Below are 24214 nucleotides of genomic sequence, written 5' to 3' on the forward strand. Positions count from 1 at the left end.
CATTTGATCAAGTGCTTGTTGTACGCCAGGTACTACAAGTTGATTTGAGCTGTTGTTGTTAGCCATGTGTCTCACCTCCTTCTGTACTTATAGAATGAGTCACATGGCTGTTTAACATGCACATTTTTTTATGGTAATTAATGAGAGAAATAGATTGACACTTCTTTGGCTTCTTTATTGACCAGAAGTAGTATGGCTAAAATAAGTCTTCCATGTCTTTTTCAGCTTTGCTTACGCTTGTAATTTGGACTGATTCCGTGCGTTCCACGGCATCATTTACGTATTTATCGACCGCTAGATACTTCTCAAACTTGTTCGCATGCTCTCTTTTTGGACGAGTCTTTGAGTCAGAAGGCAAGAAGATTGTACAGCAGTCTTCAAAAGGAAGAATAGACGTTTCAAATGTATCAATCTTTTTGGCAATATCAATAACTTCTAATTTATCCATTGTTATTAATGGACGGATAATCGGTAAATTTGTTACTTCGTTAATTGTATTCATGCTGTGAAGAGTTTGGCTTGCAACCTGTCCTAAACTTTCACCAGATGCAATCGCTAATATATCTCGCTCACGTGCAATTCTTTCACTAATACGAAGCATCATTCGTCTCATAAGCGTCATTTGATAATTACTTGGTGCTTCTTTATGAAGGTATTGTTGGATTTCAGTAAACGGTACTAAATGAAGACGGATGCTTGAACCATACTTCGTTAACGTTTGAGCTAAATCTTTCACTTTTTGCAGTGCTCTTTCATTTGTATAAGGAGGGCTGTGAAAATGAACGGCTTCAATACGAGCCCCTCTTTTCATTGTTAAATAACCAGCTACCGGGCTGTCAATTCCACCTGAGAGCATTAAGAGAACTTTTCCACCAGTACCAACAGGCAGGCCTCCAGCTCCCGGATACTGTCCAAAGGTTAGGTACGTTGCTGTCTCTCGTACTTCCACTCGAATATCTAAATCTGGATTGTGAACGTCTACTGAAATATCTTCTGATTGACTAAGTACATAACCGCCGATCATCTGATTTAATTGCTGAGAATCGATAGGAAACGGCTTATAAGCACGTTTTGACGTGATTTTAAATGTTTTAATTCCTTCTGCCGCCTGCTGTTCCTTTAAAATTCCAAGTGCAGCCTTCTTCATTTCATCCACGTCATTTTCTACCTTTAACGCTAAACTAAATGAGTGGATCCCGAAGATATTAGATAGCTTTTCCATGACAGGCTCATGATTCTCGCCGTTTAATTCGATCACGATTCTTCCATACGTGCGTTTAAATGTAAGATTTGATAATCCTTTTAATGTAAATTTCATATTCTGGAGTAACTGCTTTTCAAAAAAAGATCGATTTTTTCCTTTTAAGGCAAGTTCCCCAAAACGAATTAAAATATGATTGTATTCCATTTATTTTCTAACCCCCACTAGTGTTGGTATGATCTTCTTTAACTCACGTAAGAAGACATCAATTTCTTGTTCCGTTGTCTCATAAGATAGACTGACTCTTATAGCAGAACCAGCTTCTTTTGAATCTTTCCCCATGGCTAGAAGCACTCGGCTGGGTTCGGCTAACTTTGAGGAGCATGCTGACTTTGTTGAGACATATATTTTTTTAGCTGATAGTGATTGAATTAACACTTCAGGCTTAATTGATTCTACAGAGAAGTTAATAATATGTGGCGCAGATTTCTCTAATGGGCTGTTAATCGTTACTCCATCAATCGTTGGCAGACTGTGAATAAGTTTAGAATGAAGTTTTACTAAATGAGACTTCTCTTTTTGAGCCTTCTCCATTTCCATTCTTAATGCTCTGGCCATTGCCACAGCCCCCGCAACATGTTCAGTGCCTGAGCGTACTTCCATCTCTTGGACACCGCCATGAATTTGAGGCTTTAACCTTACTCCGTTACGTACATAAAGCATCCCTGTACCTCTTACTCCATGGAATTTATGGGCAGATGCTGTTAACAGATCAATTTTGGCTTTTTTTATATTTAAAGGCACTTTCGTTATACCCTGTACATCATCGACATGGAAACGAACTTGAGGAAAATGGCTTAATAACTGACCTATCTCTTCAATCGGTTGAATCGTCCCTGCTTCATTATTGACATGGATAACTGATACTAAAATGGTTTCCTTGCGAATAGCTTTTTTCACATCTTCTAAAGAAACTCTTCCATTAGAGTCTACAGATAAATACGTTACCTCAAACCCATCTGCCTCTAGTTCCTTATAGGTTTCATATGAAGAAGCATGCTCCACTTCTGTTGTGATCAAATGCCTGCCCCTAGATTTTTTATGATACGCTGTTCCTTTAATAGCAAGGTTATTGCCTTCTGTTCCACCAGAGGTAAACAATATTTCTTTTGCAGATACGTTAAGCTGAGCAGCAATAGCTGATCTCGCTTTAGTCAGTAATCCTTCTGCTTCCATCCCTAATGTATGAAGTGATGAAGGATTTCCAAAATAGTCATACGACACTTTTGTATAGGTTTCTAACACGTCTTGATGCGGTCTAGTTGTTGCACTATTATCAAGATAAATCATTGGATTATTTACCCCTTTAATTATGAACTTCTATAAAAAAATTGTCCTTCTATCATCACAATTATATCTTCTCACAAACACATTCCTTACACACATCCCATGTATGCATCATTATATCTTAGCACAAAATGTTTAAATGACAAGACAGAAAAGCGATCAGATATGTGAAATAAACTTTATTAAAAAACTGATTATTCTTTCTTCTTTAAAACTATTCAACAATTCGCAACATTTATGATACGATAAGCGACGGTAAGTGATAAGGGAAATTTCTCTTATGACTGAAAAAACACGTATACGCTTACATTTATGGAAGCAAGTGCAAATTATACCATTATATTATATGTTGGAGGACAACTATGAATCGTACATTACCAATGAAGGACTTAGCAGCATTAGGCTTTCTAATGTTCGCTCTATTTTTAGGAGCAGGAAACCTGATCTTTCCACCATTGCTCGGGCAACAAGCAGGAACGGCACTTTGGCCTGCCATAATAGGCTTTCTTGTAACAGGTGTGGGACTGCCGTTACTTGCCATTATTGCTGTTTCACAGGTCAATGGGGATCTGCATCAATTAGCTAACCGGGTGCACCCAATCTTTGCTGTTATTTTTTCATTCACTGTATACCTTGCGATTGGACCCTTCTTTGGAATTCCTCGTACAGGAACCGTGGCATATGAAATAGGTGTGGTACCATTTTTGCCTGGTGGACAAGCCACCACTACTTCTTTACTTATATCCACTCTTATTTTCTTTAGTTTAACGTTCTGGCTAGCTTTGAATCCGGCCAAATTAGTCGACCGGGTCGGGAAAATATTAACACCGCTTTTAATTATTTTAATTGCGATTGTTTCTCTTCGCGGAGTATTTGCCCCGATGGGAAGCTTTGAAGCAGCTGAGGAAAACTATCAAAACGGCGCTTTCTTCTCAGGTTTTATTGAAGGCTATCTAACAATGGACACGATTGCTGCTTTAGTGTTCGGGATTGTCATCATGAACCGCCTGCAAGAAAGAGGAATTAAAGACCGTGCAGCTATTCAAGCCTTTACCATTAAAGCAGGTATTATAGCGGGTGTTGGATTGTCTCTTGTTTATTTATCATTAGGATACTTAGGAGCAAGCAGTGTTTCCACTATTGGTCGCTTAGATAACGGAGGAGCTATTTTAGCAGCAGTCGCAAATGCTCTTTTCGGCTCTACTGGTTCGATGATCCTTGCGCTTGTTATTACATTTGCTTGTTTAACCACATCAATTGGACTCGTTTCGGCATGTGGTGAATTTTTTGCTAAACGTTTTTCGAGTGTATCTTATCCTGTGATTATTTTCATTTTGTGTGTATTCAGTTTTACCATGGCTAACTTAGGCTTAAGCCAATTAATTGCCGTGTCAGTACCTGTATTAGTAACGATTTACCCTATTGCTATTGTGTTGATTACTCTATCATTTCTCCACCGTAAAATTGGTCAAAAACGCCAAATTTATATCGGAGCTCTAATAGGTGCATTTATTATCAGCCTGCTTGATGGGATCAGCACAGCAGGTGTTAATCTAGAGTCTCTCGCATTCCTTAACTGGATTCCATTGTACGGAGAAGGTTTAGGCTGGTTAGTTCCTAGTATCATCGGGGCTCTCATAGGCTGGGCTGTTTCAAAACGTTAAAAGGACGAGAACAAAAAAAGTGTAGCATCGCTTTGATGCTACACTTTTTATTATGCGGTATATTGTTCGCTTACCTTTTCAACAATCGATGGATCAAATTCCTTTACAGCTTGGTAAGCACATTCAATCGCTTCGGTGTATTCATATTGACGGAACAGCTCTTCGGCCTCAATTAATCCGCTTCTAGTACGTTCCGACTTGTTTCGGTATCTATTAGCAAACTGAATTACTCTCTCTGCAAGCTGAGCTGACTCAATTGTATCTTTAATGAGCTGCTCATTTTCCTCTACACAACTAAGAGCTTCTTCTACCAATACATTGACACGGCCCATTTCAAGAGGCACCTGCTCAAGCTGTCTTGCCGCTGTAATAACCTTCGTTTCACTTTCATCTAAGTGATCTACTGCCTCTTTCGGAAGGCCTGGTATGTTACTCTTTTGGAGGATACGTTTACTCTCAAGCAGCTTTTGTCTTAACTCGATTAGTTTCTCTTTTGCATCGAGCTCATCTTGACGAAGGTCATTTAGTGCTTGTTTCCCTTTATCAATATCAAGCTGAATCTGTTTGATTTTCTCCATCCATTCTTCTACCATATCTAAGATAGACGTGTAGGTTTGAGAGTTATTTTCAGAAACATCTACAATCAGCTGCAGCTGATGCATTAATTCATTCAACTGTTTTTTCACTTTCTCTTGGAAGGAAATTTCTTCTTCTGCCAAACGATAACTTAACTGCACTTGAGTCGTTTCCTCCATTAAAAGAGTAAGTTGTTCATCTACTTGCTCAACCTGCTCTTTCATTGTAGGCACTGCATTTGCTACCTCTTGTTTTGCTTCAACTTCAGTTTCTAACACTTCATATAACTGATCTAGTTGAGCGGTTACCTCAGCTGCCTTCTCTTCTATAGCTTCAATTTCCTCTAAGGATGAAATGTCAGCTAGCAGTTGTTCATTTTCGTTCGTAATCGATTCAATTTTAGACATGAGAGCAAACGGTTCTAAATAATAACCAGACTTCTCCATATCTTCAATTCCTAGTATCAGCTGGCGTACCTCTTGAGGGATGGTCGTTTTCAATTGAACAAGAAGCGCAGGTACTTTCTCCACACTCAGTCGTACTAAATCGACTTCTTCTTTCGCTTCTCTCAGATATTCTCTTGCTTTTAAATAACTTCCTTCTTCTGTAGCTTGGTCAAAATCTTCAAGAAGCTGCTTTGTGTGCGCAAGTTTTTCATCAAAAGTTTCAACCGTTACACCTAATGACCCTCGTTTTTTTAATACTTGCTGCATGACTATATGGAATTGATCTTTTACAGAGCCAATTTCAGTGCTGTTTTGTTCAGCACTTGTCACAAGCTGGTTAATTTCTTCAACCATCACTTGAAGCTGCGTCTCAATTCCGTTCAGCCTGTCTGTCGTTAAAGCAATCAATTCCTTTGCTTTTTTAAAGCGGTATTTAGTAGCTGCTTCTTCAATATCAAATAGTTGTTCTTCAATATTTGGAAGGATACCGCCCACGATTTCGTCCCATTCACTACGCCACAATTCAAATTTTTCCTCTGTTTCGCCTGACATATGTAAGTTCTTCACTTTTCCAATTTCACTTGGGATATCACGGTTTAGAATGGTATTTTTCCAGTCGTCTAATTTATCGACCTCTTTATAGATGTTTTTTCTAAATATCATTCCAATAACAAATAGTACAGCTATAACGGCTATTGCCGCATAAATTACATACATCGTCATTTGAGGACCCCCTTCTCTAGCATCATATCAGTCTTGTTTATGAAGGCCTCGATGATTGGTTTATACATATTAACTGCTCCGCACCATTAATCACTATGACCTCTCTACATAAGCTAAAATTCACTACTATTAGACATAATCTTTACATGGATTCTCTCTAAAACGTGAAAACCCTTTAATTTCAAAAAAAATTATTCATTTTTTATGTATACGATATGTAATATGATACCATGAAAATAAGCTTTTGTATGCCTTTTTATCATAGTTACATCTTCTTATTAATCTTATGTATGAAAGGGGTTTATTCATGATCAAGCACGATGGACACATCCATTCTCCTTATTGCCCGCATGGAACAGCTGATACATTTGCTGATTATTGCGAACAAGCTATTAGCCATGGTTTATCCGGTCTCACATTCACAGAACATGCCCCGCTTCCTGAAGGGTTCACTGACCCTACCCCAGAGCAGGACAGCGCTATGTCTTATGGCAGGCTGACTTCGTATATAGAAGACTTACAAGCTGTCAAATCTTTTTATAAGAATAAGTTATCTGTATTAATCGGCCTAGAAGTTGACTTCATTGAAGGATTTGAGAAAGAAACGACGACCTTTCTAAATGAGGTCGGCCCAACCCTAGATGATAGTATCCTCTCTTGTCATTTTATTAACATAAATAATGAATATTATTGTATTGATTATAGCCCTGATGTGTTTTTAACGTGTCAAACATTGCTCGGCTCAACCGATGCAGTATATAAACACTATTACGAGACGGTTAAAAAGTCAGTAAAAGCTGATCTAGGTTCATACAAACCCACTAGAATCGGCCATATTACTCTTTGTCAAAAATTCAAAAAAAAATACCCTGCGACTGAATTACACAGCCAGGATATCACATCTATTTTACATTTAATAAATGATCATAACTACAGCCTTGATTATAACGGGGCAGGTACACTTAAGCCTTTATGCGGAGTGACCTACCCTCCTAGTGACATCGCATCTCTTGCTCATCAATTAGGTATACCATTAATTTATGGTTCAGATGCTCATCAAGTAAAGGGAATGGCTGCCGGGGTTGATACCCTTTTTAATACGGATATTCTTTCTACCCCTGTTCTACGCTAAATTCACCCTGCTTATTATGCGATTGGTTCGTGGCTCGCTTATTCCGCACAGGCATGAATCAATCCATCTCACTAGGTGCTCTGCATAGCGGTCAATAAAATAAGGTTCCGTTGTAGACAGCTGATAAAGTTCTCTAAAATACTGAGGCGAGTAGTAAGGTAGTGTAACCATTCCGCGTATTTGGATTAATACAAAATCGACTGGCTGCCCTATAAACCTGCCCTCTCTCATCCCTTTTCTAATAATTTTCTCTACATCATGTTTTTCTTTCCTCAAATACGTGGACATAAGTTCCCTAACTAATATCGAGTCCATTGTCATCTCTCTGTGTACCATTCTAGCTAAATGATAATGTTTCTGCTGATAGCATAACAATGAATGCATCATGGTTAACAGCTGATCTCTAGCATCTTGGCTTTTAATTTTTTCCTCATCCACCTTCATTGCCTGTAAGTACCCTTCTAGAAATTCAGTCATTAATAATTCAAACAACCCTTTTTTCCCTCCAAAATAATAAGACACGAGTGCAATATTTACATTTGCTTGTTCTGCAATGTGACGGACCGATGTTCCATGATAGCCTTGTGTATAAAATAAACGGGCAGCTGCTTCTTTCATCTTCTCACGTGTTGTTTCACTCATGCATTCTCCCCCTTAACAATAAACTGTTTGCTATAGTCTTTTACTTCTCTATTGTTTTGATTGATCCTCTTTGATTTGTTCGACATTCCCGTCAAACTTTTCTACAAAAAAAGCCCAATAAAGCGAATCCTGACAATAACATGACAGCGTCCACCAAATCTCTTTTTTATCCTCCAGTATTTTCAGAGTGAATTATTTTGTATTCCTTTGACTCTTGCTGTAAACTATTTCTATAATTCTATAGATGCTTGGGGGAGTCGCCATGTTTAATCAAGAAGCTTATAAAGGAGATCTTGCTTCAAATTATCAATTAGTCACTAAGCAATTGAATGCTCTATTAACAGGAGAGAATGACCTTATTGCTAATTTGTCTAATGCAAGTGCTCTATTAAATCAATTTTTGCATGATGTAAATTGGGTTGGTTTCTATTTATTAAAAGACAATGAGCTTGTTCTTGGGCCGTTTCAGGGGCTGCCTGCATGTGTACGTATTCCACTTGGCCGTGGTGTATGCGGAACGAGTGCTGCTGAGAGAAAAACACTTCGCATAGAAGATGTCCATGCTTTTCCTGGACATATTGCTTGTGATGCCGCATCCCGTTCTGAAATTGTGATCCCCATTATAAAAGGTGGTAACCTAGTTGGGGTTCTTGATATTGACAGTCCAATACTAAATCGTTTCACAGAAGCAGATCAAACACAACTTGAAGCGTTCGTTGAAGAATTAGAACGGCACATATAAGCAACATAATAGTTAAATTAAATAAAGCCTAAAAACAATGAATGTTTTTAGGCTTCTTCTTTAAGTGAAGAATTCTCTTGAACCACATGGATCCGGTTTTTACCCAACCTTTTGGCTGTATAAAGCCCGTCATCAGCTTCTTTAATTAATTCTTTTAGTGAGCGGGTAGTTTTATGATGATGCCAATAAGAGACACCGCATGAAACCGTAATAGGAGGCTCGGTTTGATATTCAACAGCTTCTACTATTCGTACAGCAATTTTTTTAGCATCTTCTAAATTGACTTTTGGCAGATATAGAGCTAACTCTTCTCCTCCCCACCTTGCTGCAATATCCTCTTCACGAATATTTTCCTTCATAATCTTAGCCACTTGAATAAGCACTTCATCTCCAATTTGATGTCCGTGTGTATCATTAATCTGTTTAAAGTTATCAACATCAAATAGAAGATACGTCCCATAGCCATCATTTTCAAGCGAGGCTCTAATTTGCTGATCTAAATAACTTCTAGAATATAAGCTGGTTAGATGATCGGTAATTACGAGTTTTTCTAACTTCTCATGAAGCATAGCATTTGTAAAAGCTAATGTAGAGTGATGTGCGAGAGATTGCAGCAACTTAAAATGATCGTAACTGAAACGATACGGCTTCTGATCCAGCACGATAACCACACCTTTTAAGACTCCACTTTGAATCATCGGCACCGCTAAAAGACTCCGATAATAAGAGTGCTGAAAGAGCTTATGACTTTTAGAATCTCCAACAAACTGCGGTTCTCTATGGTATTTCATCTCCATAAACAGCGGGTTGAGCTTCTTTAAGAGCGAGGGGTCATTGAAAACAGGTGTACTACCTTCTAACACAGTAATTTCTCCCTCTTCATAGAGAACAAAACCTACTTGTTCAGCTCCAAATGATACAAGAATCTGTTGAGTCATAAAGGTAATTGTATCTTTTAGTCTTAATTTTTCATTTAACTGGTGAGATGTTTGATTAATAAGCTGCAGATCTTGATTTAAGTTTCTAGACTGCTGATAAAGCTCGGCATTCTCTAAAGCGTTTCCCCCAGTATCCGCTAGGACATTAATAAACTCGAGGTCATGTGTGTGAAGGACAATGTCTGTATCAGCCTCTAATTCTATGACACCGTAAACCGCTTGTTTGCCCCTAAGTGGCGCAAAAACATTCAGTTGTTTTTCATTTCTTTCTATTTGGAGCTCTCCTTTTAAATAAGCATGCTCTGCCAATCGGTTATGGTTATCCATTCCATACACCAATGGTTTAATTGATAGGTCATGATCAATTTTCCACTCATGCGTTAAATATAAATGAACATTCCAATTAGGGAATACTTGATTAAGAGCCGTAATTATTTGTTTTAATACTTCATTTATATCCATAGATCCATGACACTTCTTTGTTACTTGCAAAAGAAGATCTCTCTTCATGCTGATGGTAGTGGATTTCGAGCAATTATAGCCCTGGGCAAATAGTGTTTGGAAAGGAATCATCTCTAGGTGTCCTGCAGCAAACGCATCTGCATCTTTTTTTGTAGGGAAAGTATGAATAATCAATCCATATAACATCGATTTATAGTATAAGGAGATACATACATTCCAGCTTGGAGAAGTGGTAATTAAACTGCCCTCTACTACTTTCATAGAATGATCATGAGTCTTTTTGAACCAGCTCTCGATCTCTTTATTATTCTGCAGTATACCTTTAACTGCTTCTTCCCCTTTAACGAGCTCAAATTGTTCATCATTTCTTTCATAAATGGCTGTCTTCTCTAAATGATTAGGCTTACCCGCTTTTAATGCGAGGGCATGGTAAGAAGAAGCTAATGCATAGAAATTAATTTGATAGTCTGCTCCTTTTAACCACTGATCAACAGTCATCATTTCCCCAACCGTAACTTCATTCCGTGGATTCATCTACATTTACACCACCATATATAGGAAAATACTTAATTTACTCTTAAATACTACTGGTTCATATAGGCTTATCTAGAGAAAACGTCACAAACTATAGGATAATGTAATCAAAAAAACCATTCTCAATTATACCTTCTAGGTATTTGTTACTGCTATTATAAATCAACTTATAACACATTACTATTATTTTCCACGATATTATTTTGAAAACCTTCCGACAATTTTCACAAGAATCGTATTTCCTTGTTTCCTCTTGACTTTCGCCCCTATTAAGCTTATACTCGAATTTGTGTGAAATGCGACAGCCTAGGTAAACTTAATATGTCTGGTCATTTTGTTCCTCGATTAGCGGCTGCAAACTGAGGTGCATCACGTAACTTCTAGCTGTCGAAGCGAAGATGCATGAAGGCAAAATGAACATATTAAAGAGATTACCCATCGGTTGTTATTTTGCAACATCAAAATAACAAGGAGGAGTCTTATTATGGCTCGTTATACAGGTCCATCTTGGAAATTATCTCGTCGTTTAGGAATCTCTCTAAGCGGTACTGGTAAAGAATTAGCAAAGCGTCCGTACGCTCCAGGGCAACACGGTCCAAACCAACGTAAAAAATTATCGGAATACGGTCTTCAACTACAAGAGAAGCAAAAGCTTCGTCACATGTTTGGTGTGAATGAGCGTCAATTCCGTCGTATCTTTGATGATGCTGGCAAAATGCCTGGTATCCACGGTGAAAACTTCATGATTCTTCTTGAGTCACGTCTTGATAACCTTGTTTACCGTATGGGTCTTGCTCGTACTCGTCGTGCTGCTCGTCAGTTAGTTAACCATGGTCACATCATGGTTGATGGAGGTCGTGTTGACATTCCTTCATACCGTGTTAAACCTGGTCAAACAATTGCTCTTCGCGAAAAATCTCGTGACTTAAGCGTTGTTAAAGAAGCTCTTGAAGCTAACGATTTCACTCCAGCATACGTAACATTCGATGCTGAGAAGCTTGAAGGTACTTTCAGCCGTCTTCCTGAGCGTTCTGAACTTCCTGCTGAAATCACTGAAGCTCTTATCGTTGAGTTCTACTCTCGTTAATCGCTTCAAAAAAAGACTCTGGGATCTCCCGGAGTCTTTTTTATTTGATTAAATAAAAAAAGAAGAACGCATTCCTCGTTCTTCTTTTTTTATCTTCTATTAATGTGTTACAAGCTTAGCAAATTTACGTTTACCTACTTGAACGATTAGTCCATCTTCAATTTTAATTTGGGCTTGAACATCTTCTACTTTTTCTTCATTTACTTTAACACCGCCATTTTGAACCATACGACGTGCCTCTCCTTTAGAAGACATCATCTTCAATTCAACCAGCAGCTCCACAACCCACACAGCGTCTTCCCCGCTCCACTTCACTTCAGGGATGTCTGTTGGAAGGGTACGCTTTTGAAAAACTGTTTGGAAGTAGTTCTTTGCTTCATCAGCAGCATCTTTTCCATGATACATTTCTACAAACTTAGCACCTAGATTCATCTTTGCATCTCTTGGGTGTACTGAACCATTCTTGATCCCTTCTTCTAGAGCATTGATCTCATCCATCGGGATGTCTGTTGCCAGCTTGTAATATTTAATCATTAATTCATCTGGAATCGACATTGATTTACCAAAGATTTCATTTGGCGACTCATCAATACCAATGTAGTTATTAAGGGATTTAGACATTTTTCTTTCTCCGTCAAGCCCCTCAATTAACGGCAAAGTCATAGCTACTTGCTTCTCTTTGCCATATGCCTCTTGAAGTGTACGTCCCATTAAAAGATTGAACTTTTGATCCGTGCCTCCCACTTCAATATCAGACTCTAACGCCACAGAATCATATCCTTGCATTAATGGGTAGAAGAACTCATGAATGGAGATCGGCTGACCAGATTTATATCTTTTCTCAAAATCATCTCTCTCAAGCATTCTAGCTACCGTCATATTAGCAGACAGACCGATGACATCCTCAAATGATAAAGCTTTGAGCCATTCTGAATTGTAATAGATCGTTGCTTTTTCCATGTCGAGAATTTTTCCGTATTGCTCTACATACGTCATTGCATTACGTTTTACATCTTCATCACTTAATTGCTTTCTAGTTTCAGATTTCCCAGTAGGGTCACCAATTCGTCCGGTAAAGTCACCGATAAGCATTTGAATTTCATGACCTAGTTCTTGGAACTGACGCAGCTTGTGCAGGGGAACCGTATGTCCAAGGTGAACGTCAGGCGCTGACGGATCCATCCCTAGCTTAACTTTTAACGGCTTTCCTGTACGAACCGATTTTTCAATCTTCTTTTTTAATTCATGTTCTGGTGTAATTTCTACCACGCCGCGTTTTAGAATCTCTAACTGACGTTCTACCTCTTGTTCTTGCTCTAGTGTTAACTTCGTTTCTTCACTCATTTCATGCTGCCTCCTTTATTTAAATAACCCTTTTTCATGTTGGAAATAAGCATCTAACCTAAAATTGGACATAAAAAAAACTCCTCCCAAAAAAGGGACGAGGTTCTCGCGGTACCACCCTTGTTGAAGCTATCACTAAATAAACTTCCACTCGACATGATAACGGTATGACCGTTCTTGCTACGCAAGAATTGGCTCCAGGCTGTAATTCGAATACTGCTCCCCTGCTGATTTCCACCTGCCATCAGCTCTCTAAAAAGTAAAACAGTACCTACTCCGACCCTTCAAAGCTGTTTACATATACTGTTCTCTTTTTACCACATTTCTATTTTTGTTGTCAATCGCAGACTTTCTTAGATTTTGTAAAAACATATCATCCTATGTAAACCTATGCTATAATATTGCTGATATTCTAGCTATAGATGCGATTATTTTACACGTTATCTCTTTAGCTATAATGCCTGATACTATAGGCCTTTGAACTTAATAAGGAGGTTTGCTATGAAGAGTTTCTACTCTCAAATGCAACAAAAACTGAGGTTATTTTCAGAGTCATTACATGAAAAACAAGTCTTTCGAAAGATCGGCATTACATACCAAGTATTTTGGAATTTATTCCTAATTGTTATGATCGTGGGATTGATGTCAATCTTTTTCATAGGGGGAACTGCCGCTGGATATTTCGCTTCTCTAGTTAAAGATGAGCCTCTTCGGTCACCAGATGAGATGGTAACAGACATCTATGACTATGAAGAAACCAGTCAGCTGTTCTTTGCCGATGATACGTACTTGGGTGAGCTCCCTACTGAGCTTGAACGACATCAGGTTTCTTTAGATCAAATGTCGGATCATGTCAAGAACGCAGTAATTGCAACAGAAGATGAGCACTTCTTTGAACACGAAGGAATTGTCCCTAAAGCGATTTTGCGAGCTACATTCCAAGAAGTTGCTAATTCATCTGTTCAAACTGGCGGAAGTACACTCACTCAGCAGTTAATTAAGCAGCAAGTTCTTTCGAGTGAAGTCTCTTTTGACCGTAAAGCTACAGAAATATTACTGGCTATGCGGCTAGAACATTTTCTTGAAAAAGAAGAAATTTTAGAAGCTTACTTAAATGTTGTTCCGTTTGGACGTAATGCATCTGGAAGACAAGTGGCAGGTGTTCAGGCAGCTTCACAAGGGTTATTCGGTGTGGATGCCAAAGATCTATCCATTCCGCAAGCAGCCTTCATAGCTGGTTTACCCCAAAGTCCATTCGGTTACACTCCTTTTACCGGGAATGGTGAGGTGAAGGAGAATTTAGATCCGGGGTTAAATCGTATGCAAACCGTACTTAGACGAATGCATGAGGGCGGTTTTATTAACGACCGTGAATACGAAGAAGCATTAGAATTTGATTTACGTGAAAATTTAACAGACCGTACGCCATCGCCGATTGAAGAATATCCGTATTTAACACATGAAGTGATGAGACGTGCTAGTGATATTCTCTACAGTCAAAAACTTGAAGAACATCAAGAAGAGCTGAATGAACTAGAAGGCGATGAGCGCCAATTATTTCTTACTGATCTTCGCTCTGAAGCAGATGCAGATCTAAGACGAAAAGGGTTTAGAATTCATACAACAATAGATAAAAATGTATATAATGCGATGCAAGAAGCAGTTAATGACCATTCCTTATTCGGTCCACAAAAGGGTGATGACCAAGAAGAAGTCGGGGCTGTCTTAATTGAAAATCATACAGGAGCGATTAAAGGCTTTGTAGGTGGACGCGGGGAAGGCGAAACAACAAACCATTACAATTACGCGACTCAAGCCTACCGTTCAAATGGTTCTACCATGAAACCATTGCTAGCCTATGGGCCTGCTTTAGAAATTGGAGTGATTCAGCCAGGCATCGTAGTTCCTGATACGCCTGCCACATATAGCGGTGGACAACCTTATTCTAACTTTGATAATAGTTATGCTGGCTTAATCTCTGTACGTGAGTCACTGGCTCGTTCTCGTAACGTACCTGCCGTTCGCTCTTTCCAACGAGTTCCACATGAACAACTACGAGAAACGATGATTAATCTAGGATTCACCCCAAATGATGAGAGTCAGCCTTATGAATCTGCCGCTCTTGGGGGAGCCTTTGATGTCACTGTTGAGCAAAATACAAGTGCCTTTTCAACATTTGGCAACGGAGGAAATCGAACCGATCCATTTATGATTGAACGAATTGAAACAGCAGACGGCGACATAGTATTTGAACACGAGATAAAACAAGTAAATGTATTTACACCTCAAACAAACTATTTGAGCATTGATATGATGCGAGATGTTTTGCGAGCTGGAGGTACAGCAAGTTCGGTACCCGGCCGCTTAAAATTCTCAGCTGATTGGGCTGGGAAAACAGGTACGACCGGTGAATTCAGAGATTCTTGGTTTGTGGCTACAAACCCTAATGTAACACTTGGCGTATGGATTGGTTACCGTCAAAACCAGCCGATCGATAGAGTCGTGAATGGGTTGCGTTATGGTCCTAGGACGCAGCGTATTTGGGCTAACATTGCCAATGCTGCCTATGATCAAAATCCAAACTTATTAGCTCCAAGTGAAAGCTTTGCTATGCCTGAAGGAATTGTGCGCAGATCTGTCTGCAGCATTACAGGTCAAGCTCCTACCTCATTATGTGAGCAAGCAGGACTCGTTCGCTCAGACTTATTCAATGTTAACTTCCAGCCTGGTTCTGGAGATAATTTAGATAGTGCACGATATGTTACGATAAACAGTCAAAACTATTTAGCACTTGATTCGACTCCGCAAGAATTTACAGATGTCGGAGTTACCGTTCCTGATACAGTCTTTGGGGTCAGCAATATAGGTGAATATTTACCTGACTCTATGCAAGGGGTTGTCCCTGATCGAGATGCACCAAATAACGGACGGTCCCCTGGAGCAGTCAGTGGAGTATCATTAAACGGTCAAACCTTATCATGGTCTAAGCATTCTGATAATGATATTGTCGGTTACCGTATCTACCGAGCGGCTAGCGGCAGCAGCAGCTTTGAGCGTGTAGGGCATGTGAAAGGCAATGGTTCTACAAGCTATACAGTAAACGGTGGATCATTTGCTTATTATGTTACTGCAGTAGATACAGCTGGGAGAGAATCAACCTCTTCCTCTCAAGCTGAAGGTTCCGATTATTCAGATACACCTGAACCATCCGAGCCCGATGCACCCGATACTGAACCAAGCGAACCAGACGAAGATCCTCCTTCCGAGCAAAATGGAGGGAATGATAACGACGGTGGAAATGGTGATAGTGACGGAAACGGGAACGGGAACGGCAATGGCAATGGAAGTGGAAACGGCAATGGCAATGGAAACGGGAATCAACCGCCCCCAGAAGAACCTGGAGATCCTGAAGAGCCAACAGATGATGATTAAACGAAAAGAGCAAACTCAATTGAGTTTGCTCTTTTTGTCCTTCATATCGCTGCGGTCTAGAAAGATGTTACACAACAAAGACACCGCTTGCCTTAAGGCAAGCGGTGTAGCTTATTAATCTTCCATTGTAGACAGATCACCTGTCGGTAAATCAAGTTCCCACGCTTTAAGTACGCGACGCATAATTTTACCGCTGCGTGTCTTAGGCAAGCTCTTACGGAACTCAATCTCTCTAGGAGCAGCATGTGCTGCTAAACCTTTTTTAACGAAGTTACGGATATCTTCTTGAAGCTCATCAGTAACATCATATCCTTCACGAAGAGCTACAAATGCTTTGATAATTTCCCCACGTACAGGGTCTGGCTTACCAATAACACCAGCTTCTGCAACAGCAGGATGCTCAACAAGCTTACTTTCTACTTCAAATGGCCCTACACGTTCACCAGAAGTCATAATGACATCATCAATACGTCCTTGGAACCAGAAGTAGCCGTCTTCATCCATATAAGCGGAATCCCCTGATACATACCAGCCATCAATTTCAAAATAGCTCTTATATTTAGGTTCGTTGTTCCAGATCGCACGCATCATTGAAGGCCAGCCCTTACGGATTGCTAAGTTCCCCATGCGATTAGGAGGCAATTCATTTCCTTGGTCATCGATAATAGCAGCCTTTACTCCTGGGATCGGCTTACCCATAGACCCTGGACGAATTTCCATAGATGGGTAGTTACAAATAAGCTGAGCTCCAGTTTCAGTCATCCACCACGTATCATGAATACGTAAGTTGAAGACTTTCATACCCCAACGAACCACTTCTGGGTTAAGCGGTTCACCAACACTTAAGATGTGGCGAAGAGAAGATAGATCGTATTGTTTTACAAGCTCATCTCCAGCACTCATCAGCATACGGAATGCAGTAGGAGCACTGTACCACACTGATACGTTATAGCGCTGTAATGTGTCGTACCAGTCGGTCGGACTAAATCGTCCGCCTCGAACAACATTAGTTACCCCTGCGAGCCAAGGGCCAAAAATTCCGTATGACGTTCCAGTTACCCAGCCCGGGTCAGCAGTACACCAGTATACATCCTCATCTTTAAGGTCAAGAACCCATTTAGCCGTTTGATAATGCTGCAGCATAGCATTGTGTACGTGAAGGACACCTTTTGGTTTTCCAGTAGAGCCAGATGTGTAATGAAGGATTAATCCATCTTCACGGTCTACCCACTCAATATTAAGCTCTTCGCTTGCAGCATTTAATCTAGTAAAGAAGTTTAAATAAGGGCCTTCTTCTTTTGCGTCTTCATCTACAATTAATACCTTTTCAAGTTTAGGCAGATCATCCACAGGAACACGCTCTAGTAGAGCAGGTGTTGTGATCAGTACTCTAGCTTCACTATCTTCAAGACGATCACGAACAGCACCTTCCATAAAAGCTTCAAATAACGGACCGACAATGGCTCCCACTTTAATTGTTCCAAGAATAGAGAAGTAAAGTTCCGGTGAACGAGGCATAAAGATAAATACTCGATCGCCTTTTTCTACGCCAATATCACGAAGGACATTCCCTGCTTTATTTGACTGAATTTTCAAATCATTATACGTATACTTTTCATCTCTTTTTGCATCACTATAATATAAAGCTACGTGATCTTTCTTTGTTCCCTCTGCATGACGGTCAATTGCTTCATAAGCTAAATTCACATTGCCCGTTTCACTCCAAGAGAATTCTTTTTCAACCGTTGACCAGTCGAAATTCTTTGCAGCCTCATCGTAATTTTCTAAATTAAATAACCCTTTTTCAGATGGAAGCGCTTGCACATTCATTATACATCTTCCTCTCTATTATGTATTTTCTACTCTATTATAATACAGACTGAAAATTTATTCAATTTAAAATTAATAGTAAAGGGAATTCTTGTATATTCTTGTCGTAATTTACTTATGTAATAGAATAATTTCGGAAAATTTCTTGAACTCTCTCTTCTTGATAACGTTATCATGTATAATAAAGACGAATCTGCTTGGCAAAAGGTGGTTACACAAAAATGGATCATCCTAAAACGTATTACTCTATGGAAGTAACATACTCTGAAGGGACATTATTACTTGAAGGCCCTATCTCAGCTGAAGAAATTGCTTCTTATGATTTTCATGAAGACCTTACTTCATTTAGACCTTCAGTTGAACAAAAGAAAGCGTTAATAGGTATTGCAAAACTGCCTGAAGGACGAATTAACGTTGTACGCGACGGAAATACGATTGTTGGTTATGTTACATTTGTTTACCCTGACCCGATGGAACGTTGGTCAGAAGGAAAGATGGATAATTTAATTGAACTTGGAGCTATTGAAATTGCTCCAAAATACCGTGGTGCACAAGTCGGAAAAAACCTGCTGCGCCTTTCTATGATGGATGATGCGATGGAAGATTATATCGTGATTACAACAGAATATTATTGGCACTGGGATTTAAAAGGAAGCGGCCTCGATGTATGGCAATATCGAAAAGTAATGGAAAAGATGATGAATGCTGGTGGACTCGAGTGGTATGCAACCGATGATCCAGAAATCAGTTCTCATCCTGCCAACTGTTTAATGGCTCGTATTGGAAAGAGAATAGACACCGATTCGATCCAACAGTTTGATCAGCTGCGCTTTCAAAATCGCTTTATGTACTAATACAGAAATCTAGAATGACTTACTTTTATTTCATAAAGGAGTGAGTACAGCCATGATTTTAGAAGAAATAATGAAAACGGACGTTATTACTTTAACAGAAGATACGCCGATTAAAGATGCAATGCTATTGTTAGATAAGTATCGAATTCGTCATATTCCTATTGTTGAAGGACCTGAAAAAAAAGTGGTCGGCATTATATCTGACCGAGATATTAGAGATGCCAGCCCTTCTATTTTTCACTCAACAGAACATTTAGAGGATTTCTTGAAGCCAGTTTCTTCTATTATGCAGCGTAATGTTATAACGGCACATCCACTAGATTTTGTAGAAGAAGTGTCTACGATCTTCTATGAAAATAATATTGGCTGTCTGCCTGTTGTTACAGATGATGATGAATTAAGAGGGATTATTACTGAAACAGATATTCTTCATACGCTGGTTGAATTAATGGGTGCTCATCAGCCAAGTTCTCATATTGAAGTAAAAGTCTTGAATCAAACAGGAATGCTTGCAAGTATTGCTACCATTTTTAAAGAGATGCATATTAATATTACGAGCGTTCTTGTTTATCCATATAAAAATCCTGAATATAAGATTCTTGTGTTCAGGGTGCAAACGATGGACCCAAGACGTATCATTAAAGCGATTGAACAAGCGGGTTATGAAGTGATCTGGCCAAAACAACCAGGGATGAACCTATGACACACGAATCTGTATTTATCTATTCAGACAAACAACTGACCTATCGCTTTAATGAAAGTCACCCATTTAATCATCAGCGGCTTCAATTAACGTATGATTTGTTAACAAGTGTCTGCTCCTTGTCTAAAGAACATATTCTAGAACCACGTATGGCAACAGAAGATGAATTAAAGCTTGTTCATGATCCTGCCTTTATTGATGCGGTTAGACAAGGAGGGCAAGGCACTTTATCAAATGGAATTGCCTCTAATTTTGGACTAGACACTGAAGATACTCCTCTTTTTCCTAATATGCATGAGGCAGCCTCTCTACTTGTTGGGGGAACATTGACCGCAGTTGATGCTGTAATGAGCGGCCAGTACAAACACGCTCTTCATTTAGGCGGAGGGCTTCATCATGGCTTTAAAGGACGAGCTTCGGGTTTTTGTATTTATAATGATAGTTCAATCGCCATTGAATACATGAAGCAGAAATACGGGGCAAAAGTACTCTATATTGATACAGATGCTCATCATGGGGACGGGGTTCAATGGGCATTTTATGATGACCCCGATGTATGTACCTTAAGCATTCATGAAACAGGAAGATACTTATTTCCTGGTACTGGAAGTGTTGGAGAAAAAGGCTCTGGAAAAGGATACGGTTATTCTATTAATCTTCCTGTCGATGCTTTTACAGAAGATGATTCTTTTATCGAACTTTATGAAACAGCTTTCAGAGAAGTCATTGAATTTTTCAAACCAGATGTGATATTAACGCAAAATGGTGTCGATGCTCATCATTATGACCCATTGACTCATTTATGTTCATCAATGAGAACTTATGAATTTATTCCAAAACTTGCCCATGAACTTGCTCATGAGTACTGTGATGGAAAATGGATTGCTGTCGGCGGCGGCGGATATGATATGTGGCGTGTGGTACCTAGAGCTTGGTCTTTAATTTGGCTTGAGATGACAAATCAAAGAGATATTCTAGACAAGCCGATCCCACAGGAATGGTTAGAAAAGTGGCAGCCTAAAGCTGAAAATCAATTGCCTTCTACATGGAATGATCACACCTCGATTATTCCGACTATTCCGAGAAAAAGTGAAATAAATGAAAAGAATTTAAAAACATTAGAGAAAGCCCTTTTTCATATTCGCAATGAAATGAAAGCAAAAGCAAGAAAAGGATAGCTAAGCGCTATCCTTTTAACTCCTTGAGCATTGTTTTTACTAATAAATGAGACTGCTCGCTGGCAATGTCTGTGAATTCCTGAAAGCTGATTTGTGCCTCGCCATTTGCTTTATCAGACATAGAGCGAATAATAACAAAAGGAATATCATTCATATCTGCTACATGAGCTACAGAAGCCCCTTCCATTTCTACACAAACCCCATTAAATAACTCTTTTAACTGTTTTACTTCCTCTTTATTTGCAATAAATTGATCACCGCTAAGAATACGCCCGCACACAACTTGTCGATCCGTAAGACTGGTCGCTGCCTTCTTAGCTATTTCAACTAAGCGTGTAGAAGCTTTAAAATCCGAATCCCCGTCATACATAGGGATCTCACCACGCTTAAACCCTAATGGACTTGCATCCAGGTCATGCTGCATCGCACTGGTAGAAATAACAAGATCCCCCACTTCAAGGCTTTCATCAAGTGCACCCGCGACGCCTGTAAATAAGATATGACTAACCTCAAAGCGGTCAATCAAAATTTGTGTAGTTAAAGCAGCGTTCACTTTCCCTACCCCTGATTTACACAGAACGATATCAATCCCGCACATCTTGCCAACATAAAATGGAATCTTTGCATAGGTTATCGTTTCTTCAACGCTCATCTCTTTTTGCATTCGTTCAATTTCTTCATTCATTGCGCCTATTACTGCTACTTTCATAAATACACACCTCATTAATAATTAGGTAAATAAAAATAGGACCCGAGATAATATCTCGGGCAGTCCATTAAAACGCGTCTTCTTCTGAATATGTAGGGTCCGAAATAACAATGACCACACGGCGGTTCAATTGTAAATTCTCTACTGTCGTATTTGGTACTACAGGTCTAGTATCCCCATACCCAGTAGCAATAAATCGCTTTGGATCAAGATCATTCGTTTCAACTAAGTAACGGATGACACTGCTTGCACGAGCTCCTGACAATTCCCAGTTTGATGGATAACGAAAATTTGAAATTGGCCGGCTGTCTGTATGACCTTCTACTTTTACCATATTAGGTATGGCAGAAAGCAATGTCCCCACCTTTTCTAAAAAAGGTTCTGCAGAATTAAGCAGCTCAGCTTCTGCTGTTTCAAACAAGGTCCGCTCCTGTAAAACAAGAACAACCCCTCGATCATCTCTTGTCGCTGAGATCACATCATTCATTTCATTCACTTCTAAGAACTCTTGGACTTCTTCTAATAATTCATCCATATCGACCTCATCGGTATTAGAGCCTTCCTCACTATAGCCCCCCTCGTCAAAAGGGTTTGGAAACTCCTCACCGAATTCTTCCGATGGATTCTCAAATTCTATCGCAGAAGGAAAAAACTCGAAAACTTGTCTTTGCTGAAAAGATTCAGAGATTGCACGGAACTTCTGAGCATCAACAACTGACATTGAAAATAATAAGATAAAAAACACGAGAATAAGCGTCATCATATCAGAGAATGTGACCATCCATTTTGGAGCGCCCTTCTCTTGCTGGCGTCGCCTACGCTTCATTGTCTTCATCCCCTGCATCTTCCGTCTTTTGTTTCTCACGTGTAAAAGCACTTAATTTTTCTTCTAGAATTTTAGGATTTTGTCCTGATTGTACCCCAATAACTCCTTCAATAATAATCTGCTTAACAAAAACCTCTTCATCTGTTTTATTAGCAAGCTTAGTTGCCATTGGTAGAAAAATAAGGTTAGCAAGCACAGTACCATACAAGGTCGTAAGAAGCGCAACAGCCATATTAGGTCCAAGTGTGGCAGGGTCATTGAGATTTTGCAGCATCAGCACAAGCCCGATTAAGGTACCAATCATTCCCCAAGCAGGAGCATATTCTCCAGCTTTTTCAATAATCGCACGACCTTTACGGTGACGCTCTTCCATAGCTACAACCTCAGCCATCATAATGTCTTTAATGACATCAGGTTCAATGCCGTCAACAGCAAGGAGCACTCCTTTTTTTATAAAGGGATCCCTTACATCTTCAAGGCCTACTTCTAAGGCAAGAAGACCTTCTCTTCTAGCTTTACCTGATAAATCAACAAAGGTTTGAATTAATCCTTCAAGATCATGATCCACGGTTTGGACCGATTCCTTTAATACTTTTGGAACCATTTTTAAGTCCGGTAAAGAAAAAGTAATAATAAGTGCTGCTATAAGTCCACCAAGTACAATTAATATCGAAGCTATTTGGATAAAAAATATAAGGCCTGATGGTCCTGAATTAGAGAATACAGCCAATAGAAGTACCGTTATTCCTAAAAATACTCCTATTGGCGTTAAGATATCAAATTTTTTCATTGGTCTCTCCCTGCTCAGTCATCTCTCTATTTCTATAGATTATGACTTTGTTGAATCTCTAAATTCAATGCGGTGCGGAAGGACGACGATATGATCATTCACTTCTTCTTTGTTCATGTATTTTGTCAGCAATCTCATGGATACAGCGCCAATATCATACATCGGTTGAACAACAGTCGATAAAGTAGGACGAACCATCGTGGCAAGTCTTGTGTTATCAAAACCTAAAATTTCAAAATCCTGAGGGATATTGTATCCTCTATCTTGTGCCCCGTGAATAACACCTAGTGCCATTTCATCGGTTGAAGCAAAGATTGCTGTAGGCTTCTGCTCAAGATTTAGCAACGATTCCATCGCTTCAATGCCTGAATCATACGTGTAATCACCAATTGCAATAAGGTCTTCATTGAATGCTATCTTAGCATCTTCAAGAGCAGCGCGGTAGCCTGCAAACTTTTGATATCCGTTAACAGGATCATCTAACGTGCCGGACACCATGCCGATTTGTGTGTGGCCCTGCTCAATTAAATGAGTAATCGCATCATACACTGCTTGTTTATAATCAATGTTGACTGATGGAATTTCTTTATTCGTATCGAGCGTGGCAGCTAATACAACTGGTACAGGAGAACGTTTAAATTGCTCTGCATGCTCCTCTGTAATCTGTCCACCCATAAATACAATACCATCCACTTGTTTTTCTAACAGCGTATTAATCAGATGAATTTCCTTATCTTTGTTTTGGTCTGAGTTACACAGAATAATATTGTACTTATACATCGTCGCAATATCTTCAATCCCACGTGCAAGTTCAGCAAAGAAAATGCTTGAAATATCAGGGATAATTACCCCAACGGTTGTTGTTTTCTTACTAGCTAACCCACGTGCAACAGCGTTTGGACGGTATCCAAGGCGCTCGATGGCTTCTAAGACTTTCTTTCTAGTTGCCGGCTTAACATTTGGGTTGCCATTGACGACACGGGAAACGGTCGCCATTGATACGCCTGCCTCTCTTGCTACATCATAAATCGTCGTATTCACTGTAATCCTCCTC

Annotated in this window: 19 protein-coding genes, 1 pseudogene and 1 other annotated feature; of the genes and pseudogenes, 8 read left to right on the plus strand and 12 right to left on the minus strand. The window is 39.4% G+C overall.

All coding sequences use genetic code 11. The features are described 5' to 3' along the window. The 3 genes and pseudogenes from A33I_RS21310 to A33I_RS13295 all read right to left on the minus strand — a co-directional run. Positions 1-66 (minus strand): annotated as a pseudogene (locus A33I_RS21310) (spore protein); the annotation flags it as partial. 130 nt (positions 67-196) lie between these two features. After that, positions 197-1408 (minus strand): tRNA uracil 4-sulfurtransferase ThiI, encoded by a 1212-nt coding sequence (thiI, locus tag A33I_RS13290; protein WP_022628857.1) that lies wholly within the window; start codon positions 1406-1408, stop codon positions 197-199. After that, on the minus strand, positions 1409-2551 hold the full coding sequence (locus tag A33I_RS13295) for a cysteine desulfurase family protein (RefSeq protein WP_022628858.1): 1143 nt from the start codon (positions 2549-2551) through the stop codon (positions 1409-1411). A 359-nt stretch (positions 2552-2910) separates the two neighbouring features. On the opposite strand from A33I_RS13295, the gene brnQ reads away from it, so the two are divergent. Beyond that, entirely contained in the window at positions 2911-4212 is a 1302-nt protein-coding gene (brnQ, locus tag A33I_RS13300; RefSeq protein WP_022628859.1) for a branched-chain amino acid transport system II carrier protein, read from the plus strand. A gap of 50 nt (positions 4213-4262) precedes the next feature. Here brnQ and ezrA read toward each other — a convergent pair whose 3' ends face one another. Continuing rightward, a complete protein-coding gene (ezrA, locus tag A33I_RS13305; protein ID WP_022628860.1) occupies positions 4263-5957 on the minus strand; it encodes a septation ring formation regulator EzrA in 1695 nt (564 codons plus the stop codon). 307 nt (positions 5958-6264) lie between these two features. Here ezrA and hisJ point away from each other — a divergent pair, with 307 nt between their 5' ends. Beyond that, positions 6265-7089, plus strand: a complete 825-nt coding sequence (gene hisJ, locus A33I_RS13310) for a histidinol-phosphatase HisJ (protein ID WP_022628861.1) — start codon at positions 6265-6267, stop codon at positions 7087-7089. Here hisJ and refZ read toward each other — a convergent pair. Next, positions 7081-7731 (minus strand): forespore capture DNA-binding protein RefZ, encoded by a 651-nt coding sequence (gene refZ, locus A33I_RS13315; protein WP_022628862.1) that lies wholly within the window; start codon positions 7729-7731, stop codon positions 7081-7083. The two genes, hisJ and refZ, sit on opposite strands and share 9 nt — an antisense overlap. 262 nt (positions 7732-7993) lie before the next feature. Here refZ and A33I_RS13320 point away from each other — a divergent pair, with 262 nt between their 5' ends. Next, positions 7994-8473, plus strand: coding sequence for a GAF domain-containing protein (locus A33I_RS13320; protein ID WP_022628863.1), 480 nt, complete (start codon positions 7994-7996; stop codon positions 8471-8473). Between the two features lie 47 nt (positions 8474-8520). Here the strand turns inward: A33I_RS13320 and A33I_RS13325 are convergent, their stop codons facing one another. Next, the gene (locus A33I_RS13325; protein ID WP_022628864.1) at positions 8521-10407 is read right to left on the minus strand and encodes a sensor domain-containing diguanylate cyclase; all 1887 of its coding nucleotides are present in this window, start codon (positions 10405-10407) and stop codon (positions 8521-8523) included. Between the two features lie 484 nt (positions 10408-10891). On the opposite strand from A33I_RS13325, the gene rpsD reads away from it, so the two are divergent. Continuing rightward, a complete protein-coding gene (rpsD, locus tag A33I_RS13330; protein ID WP_012960062.1) occupies positions 10892-11494 on the plus strand; it encodes a 30S ribosomal protein S4 in 603 nt (200 codons plus the stop codon). Between the two features lie 99 nt (positions 11495-11593). Here rpsD and tyrS read toward each other — a convergent pair whose 3' ends face one another. Further along, positions 11594-12838 carry a tyrosine--tRNA ligase gene (tyrS, locus tag A33I_RS13335; RefSeq protein ID WP_022628865.1) on the minus strand — a complete coding sequence of 415 codons (1245 nt, stop codon included), beginning with the start codon at positions 12836-12838 and terminating at the stop codon, positions 11594-11596. Positions 12839-12928: 90 nt separating this feature from the next. Then, positions 12929-13135 (minus strand) — a binding site (T-box leader). Between the two features lie 204 nt (positions 13136-13339). Here tyrS and A33I_RS13340 point away from each other — a divergent pair. Further along, positions 13340-16270 carry a transglycosylase domain-containing protein gene (locus A33I_RS13340; RefSeq protein ID WP_022628866.1) on the plus strand — a complete coding sequence of 977 codons (2931 nt, stop codon included), beginning with the start codon at positions 13340-13342 and terminating at the stop codon, positions 16268-16270. Between the two features lie 114 nt (positions 16271-16384). Here A33I_RS13340 and acsA read toward each other — a convergent pair whose 3' ends face one another. Next, on the minus strand, positions 16385-18100 hold the full coding sequence (acsA, locus tag A33I_RS13345; RefSeq protein ID WP_022628867.1) for an acetate--CoA ligase: 1716 nt from the start codon (positions 18098-18100) through the stop codon (positions 16385-16387). 221 nt (positions 18101-18321) lie between these two features. Here acsA and A33I_RS13350 point away from each other — a divergent pair, with 221 nt between their 5' ends. The 3 genes from A33I_RS13350 to A33I_RS13360 are packed head-to-tail and all read left to right on the plus strand — an operon-like array spanning position 18322 to position 20835. Next, on the plus strand, positions 18322-18954 hold the full coding sequence (locus A33I_RS13350) for a GNAT family N-acetyltransferase (RefSeq protein ID WP_022628868.1): 633 nt from the start codon (positions 18322-18324) through the stop codon (positions 18952-18954). Between the two features lie 52 nt (positions 18955-19006). Then, a complete protein-coding gene (locus A33I_RS13355; protein ID WP_022628869.1) occupies positions 19007-19657 on the plus strand; it encodes an acetoin utilization AcuB family protein in 651 nt (216 codons plus the stop codon). Further along, positions 19654-20835 carry an acetoin utilization protein AcuC gene (locus tag A33I_RS13360; RefSeq protein WP_022628870.1) on the plus strand — a complete coding sequence of 394 codons (1182 nt, stop codon included), beginning with the start codon at positions 19654-19656 and terminating at the stop codon, positions 20833-20835. Before A33I_RS13355 ends, A33I_RS13360 begins: the two co-directional genes overlap by 4 nt. 7 nt (positions 20836-20842) lie before the next feature. On the opposite strand, the gene A33I_RS13365 is transcribed toward A33I_RS13360, so the two are convergent. The 4 genes from A33I_RS13365 to ccpA form a co-directional block, all read right to left on the minus strand. Continuing rightward, positions 20843-21544: a 5'-methylthioadenosine/adenosylhomocysteine nucleosidase gene (locus A33I_RS13365; protein ID WP_022628871.1), complete on the minus strand. Its 702-nt coding sequence runs from the start codon at positions 21542-21544 to the stop codon at positions 20843-20845. A 67-nt stretch (positions 21545-21611) separates the two neighbouring features. Then, the gene (gene motS / locus A33I_RS13370; RefSeq protein WP_022628872.1) at positions 21612-22370 is read right to left on the minus strand and encodes a flagellar motor protein MotS; all 759 of its coding nucleotides are present in this window, start codon (positions 22368-22370) and stop codon (positions 21612-21614) included. Continuing rightward, a complete protein-coding gene (gene motP / locus A33I_RS13375; protein ID WP_012960104.1) occupies positions 22360-23160 on the minus strand; it encodes a flagellar motor protein MotP in 801 nt (266 codons plus the stop codon). The genes motS and motP overlap by 11 nt, the downstream gene beginning before the upstream one ends. 39 nt (positions 23161-23199) lie before the next feature. Continuing rightward, positions 23200-24201, minus strand: coding sequence for a catabolite control protein A (gene ccpA / locus A33I_RS13380; protein WP_012960105.1), 1002 nt, complete (start codon positions 24199-24201; stop codon positions 23200-23202). Between the last annotated feature and the right edge of the window lie 13 nt (positions 24202-24214).

Source organism: Alkalihalophilus marmarensis DSM 21297 (genome assembly GCF_000474275.2).
Classification (GTDB): Bacteria; Bacillota; Bacilli; order Bacillales; family Bacillaceae_D; genus Alkalihalophilus; species Alkalihalophilus marmarensis.

Bases quoted from the DNA above. Each gene is read 5' to 3' on its own strand.
- thiI (WP_022628857.1), bottom strand. From the start codon at position 1,408: ATGGAATACAATCATATTTTAATTCGTTTTGGGGAACTTGCCTTAAAA.
- A33I_RS13295 (WP_022628858.1), bottom strand. From the start codon at position 2,551: ATGATTTATCTTGATAATAGTGCAACAACTAGACCGCATCAAGACGTG.
- brnQ (WP_022628859.1), top strand. From the start codon at position 2,911: ATGAATCGTACATTACCAATGAAGGACTTAGCAGCATTAGGCTTTCTA.
- ezrA (WP_022628860.1), bottom strand. From the start codon at position 5,957: ATGACGATGTATGTAATTTATGCGGCAATAGCCGTTATAGCTGTACTA.
- hisJ (WP_022628861.1), top strand. From the start codon at position 6,265: ATGATCAAGCACGATGGACACATCCATTCTCCTTATTGCCCGCATGGA.
- refZ (WP_022628862.1), bottom strand. From the start codon at position 7,731: ATGAGTGAAACAACACGTGAGAAGATGAAAGAAGCAGCTGCCCGTTTA.
- A33I_RS13320 (WP_022628863.1), top strand. From the start codon at position 7,994: ATGTTTAATCAAGAAGCTTATAAAGGAGATCTTGCTTCAAATTATCAA.
- A33I_RS13325 (WP_022628864.1), bottom strand. From the start codon at position 10,407: ATGAATCCACGGAATGAAGTTACGGTTGGGGAAATGATGACTGTTGAT.
- rpsD (WP_012960062.1), top strand. From the start codon at position 10,892: ATGGCTCGTTATACAGGTCCATCTTGGAAATTATCTCGTCGTTTAGGA.
- tyrS (WP_022628865.1), bottom strand. From the start codon at position 12,838: ATGAGTGAAGAAACGAAGTTAACACTAGAGCAAGAACAAGAGGTAGAA.
- A33I_RS13340 (WP_022628866.1), top strand. From the start codon at position 13,340: ATGAAGAGTTTCTACTCTCAAATGCAACAAAAACTGAGGTTATTTTCA.
- acsA (WP_022628867.1), bottom strand. From the start codon at position 18,100: ATGAATGTGCAAGCGCTTCCATCTGAAAAAGGGTTATTTAATTTAGAA.
- A33I_RS13350 (WP_022628868.1), top strand. From the start codon at position 18,322: ATGGATCATCCTAAAACGTATTACTCTATGGAAGTAACATACTCTGAA.
- A33I_RS13355 (WP_022628869.1), top strand. From the start codon at position 19,007: ATGATTTTAGAAGAAATAATGAAAACGGACGTTATTACTTTAACAGAA.
- A33I_RS13360 (WP_022628870.1), top strand. From the start codon at position 19,654: ATGACACACGAATCTGTATTTATCTATTCAGACAAACAACTGACCTAT.
- A33I_RS13365 (WP_022628871.1), bottom strand. From the start codon at position 21,544: ATGAAAGTAGCAGTAATAGGCGCAATGAATGAAGAAATTGAACGAATG.
- motS (WP_022628872.1), bottom strand. From the start codon at position 22,370: ATGAAGCGTAGGCGACGCCAGCAAGAGAAGGGCGCTCCAAAATGGATG.
- motP (WP_012960104.1), bottom strand. From the start codon at position 23,160: ATGAAAAAATTTGATATCTTAACGCCAATAGGAGTATTTTTAGGAATA.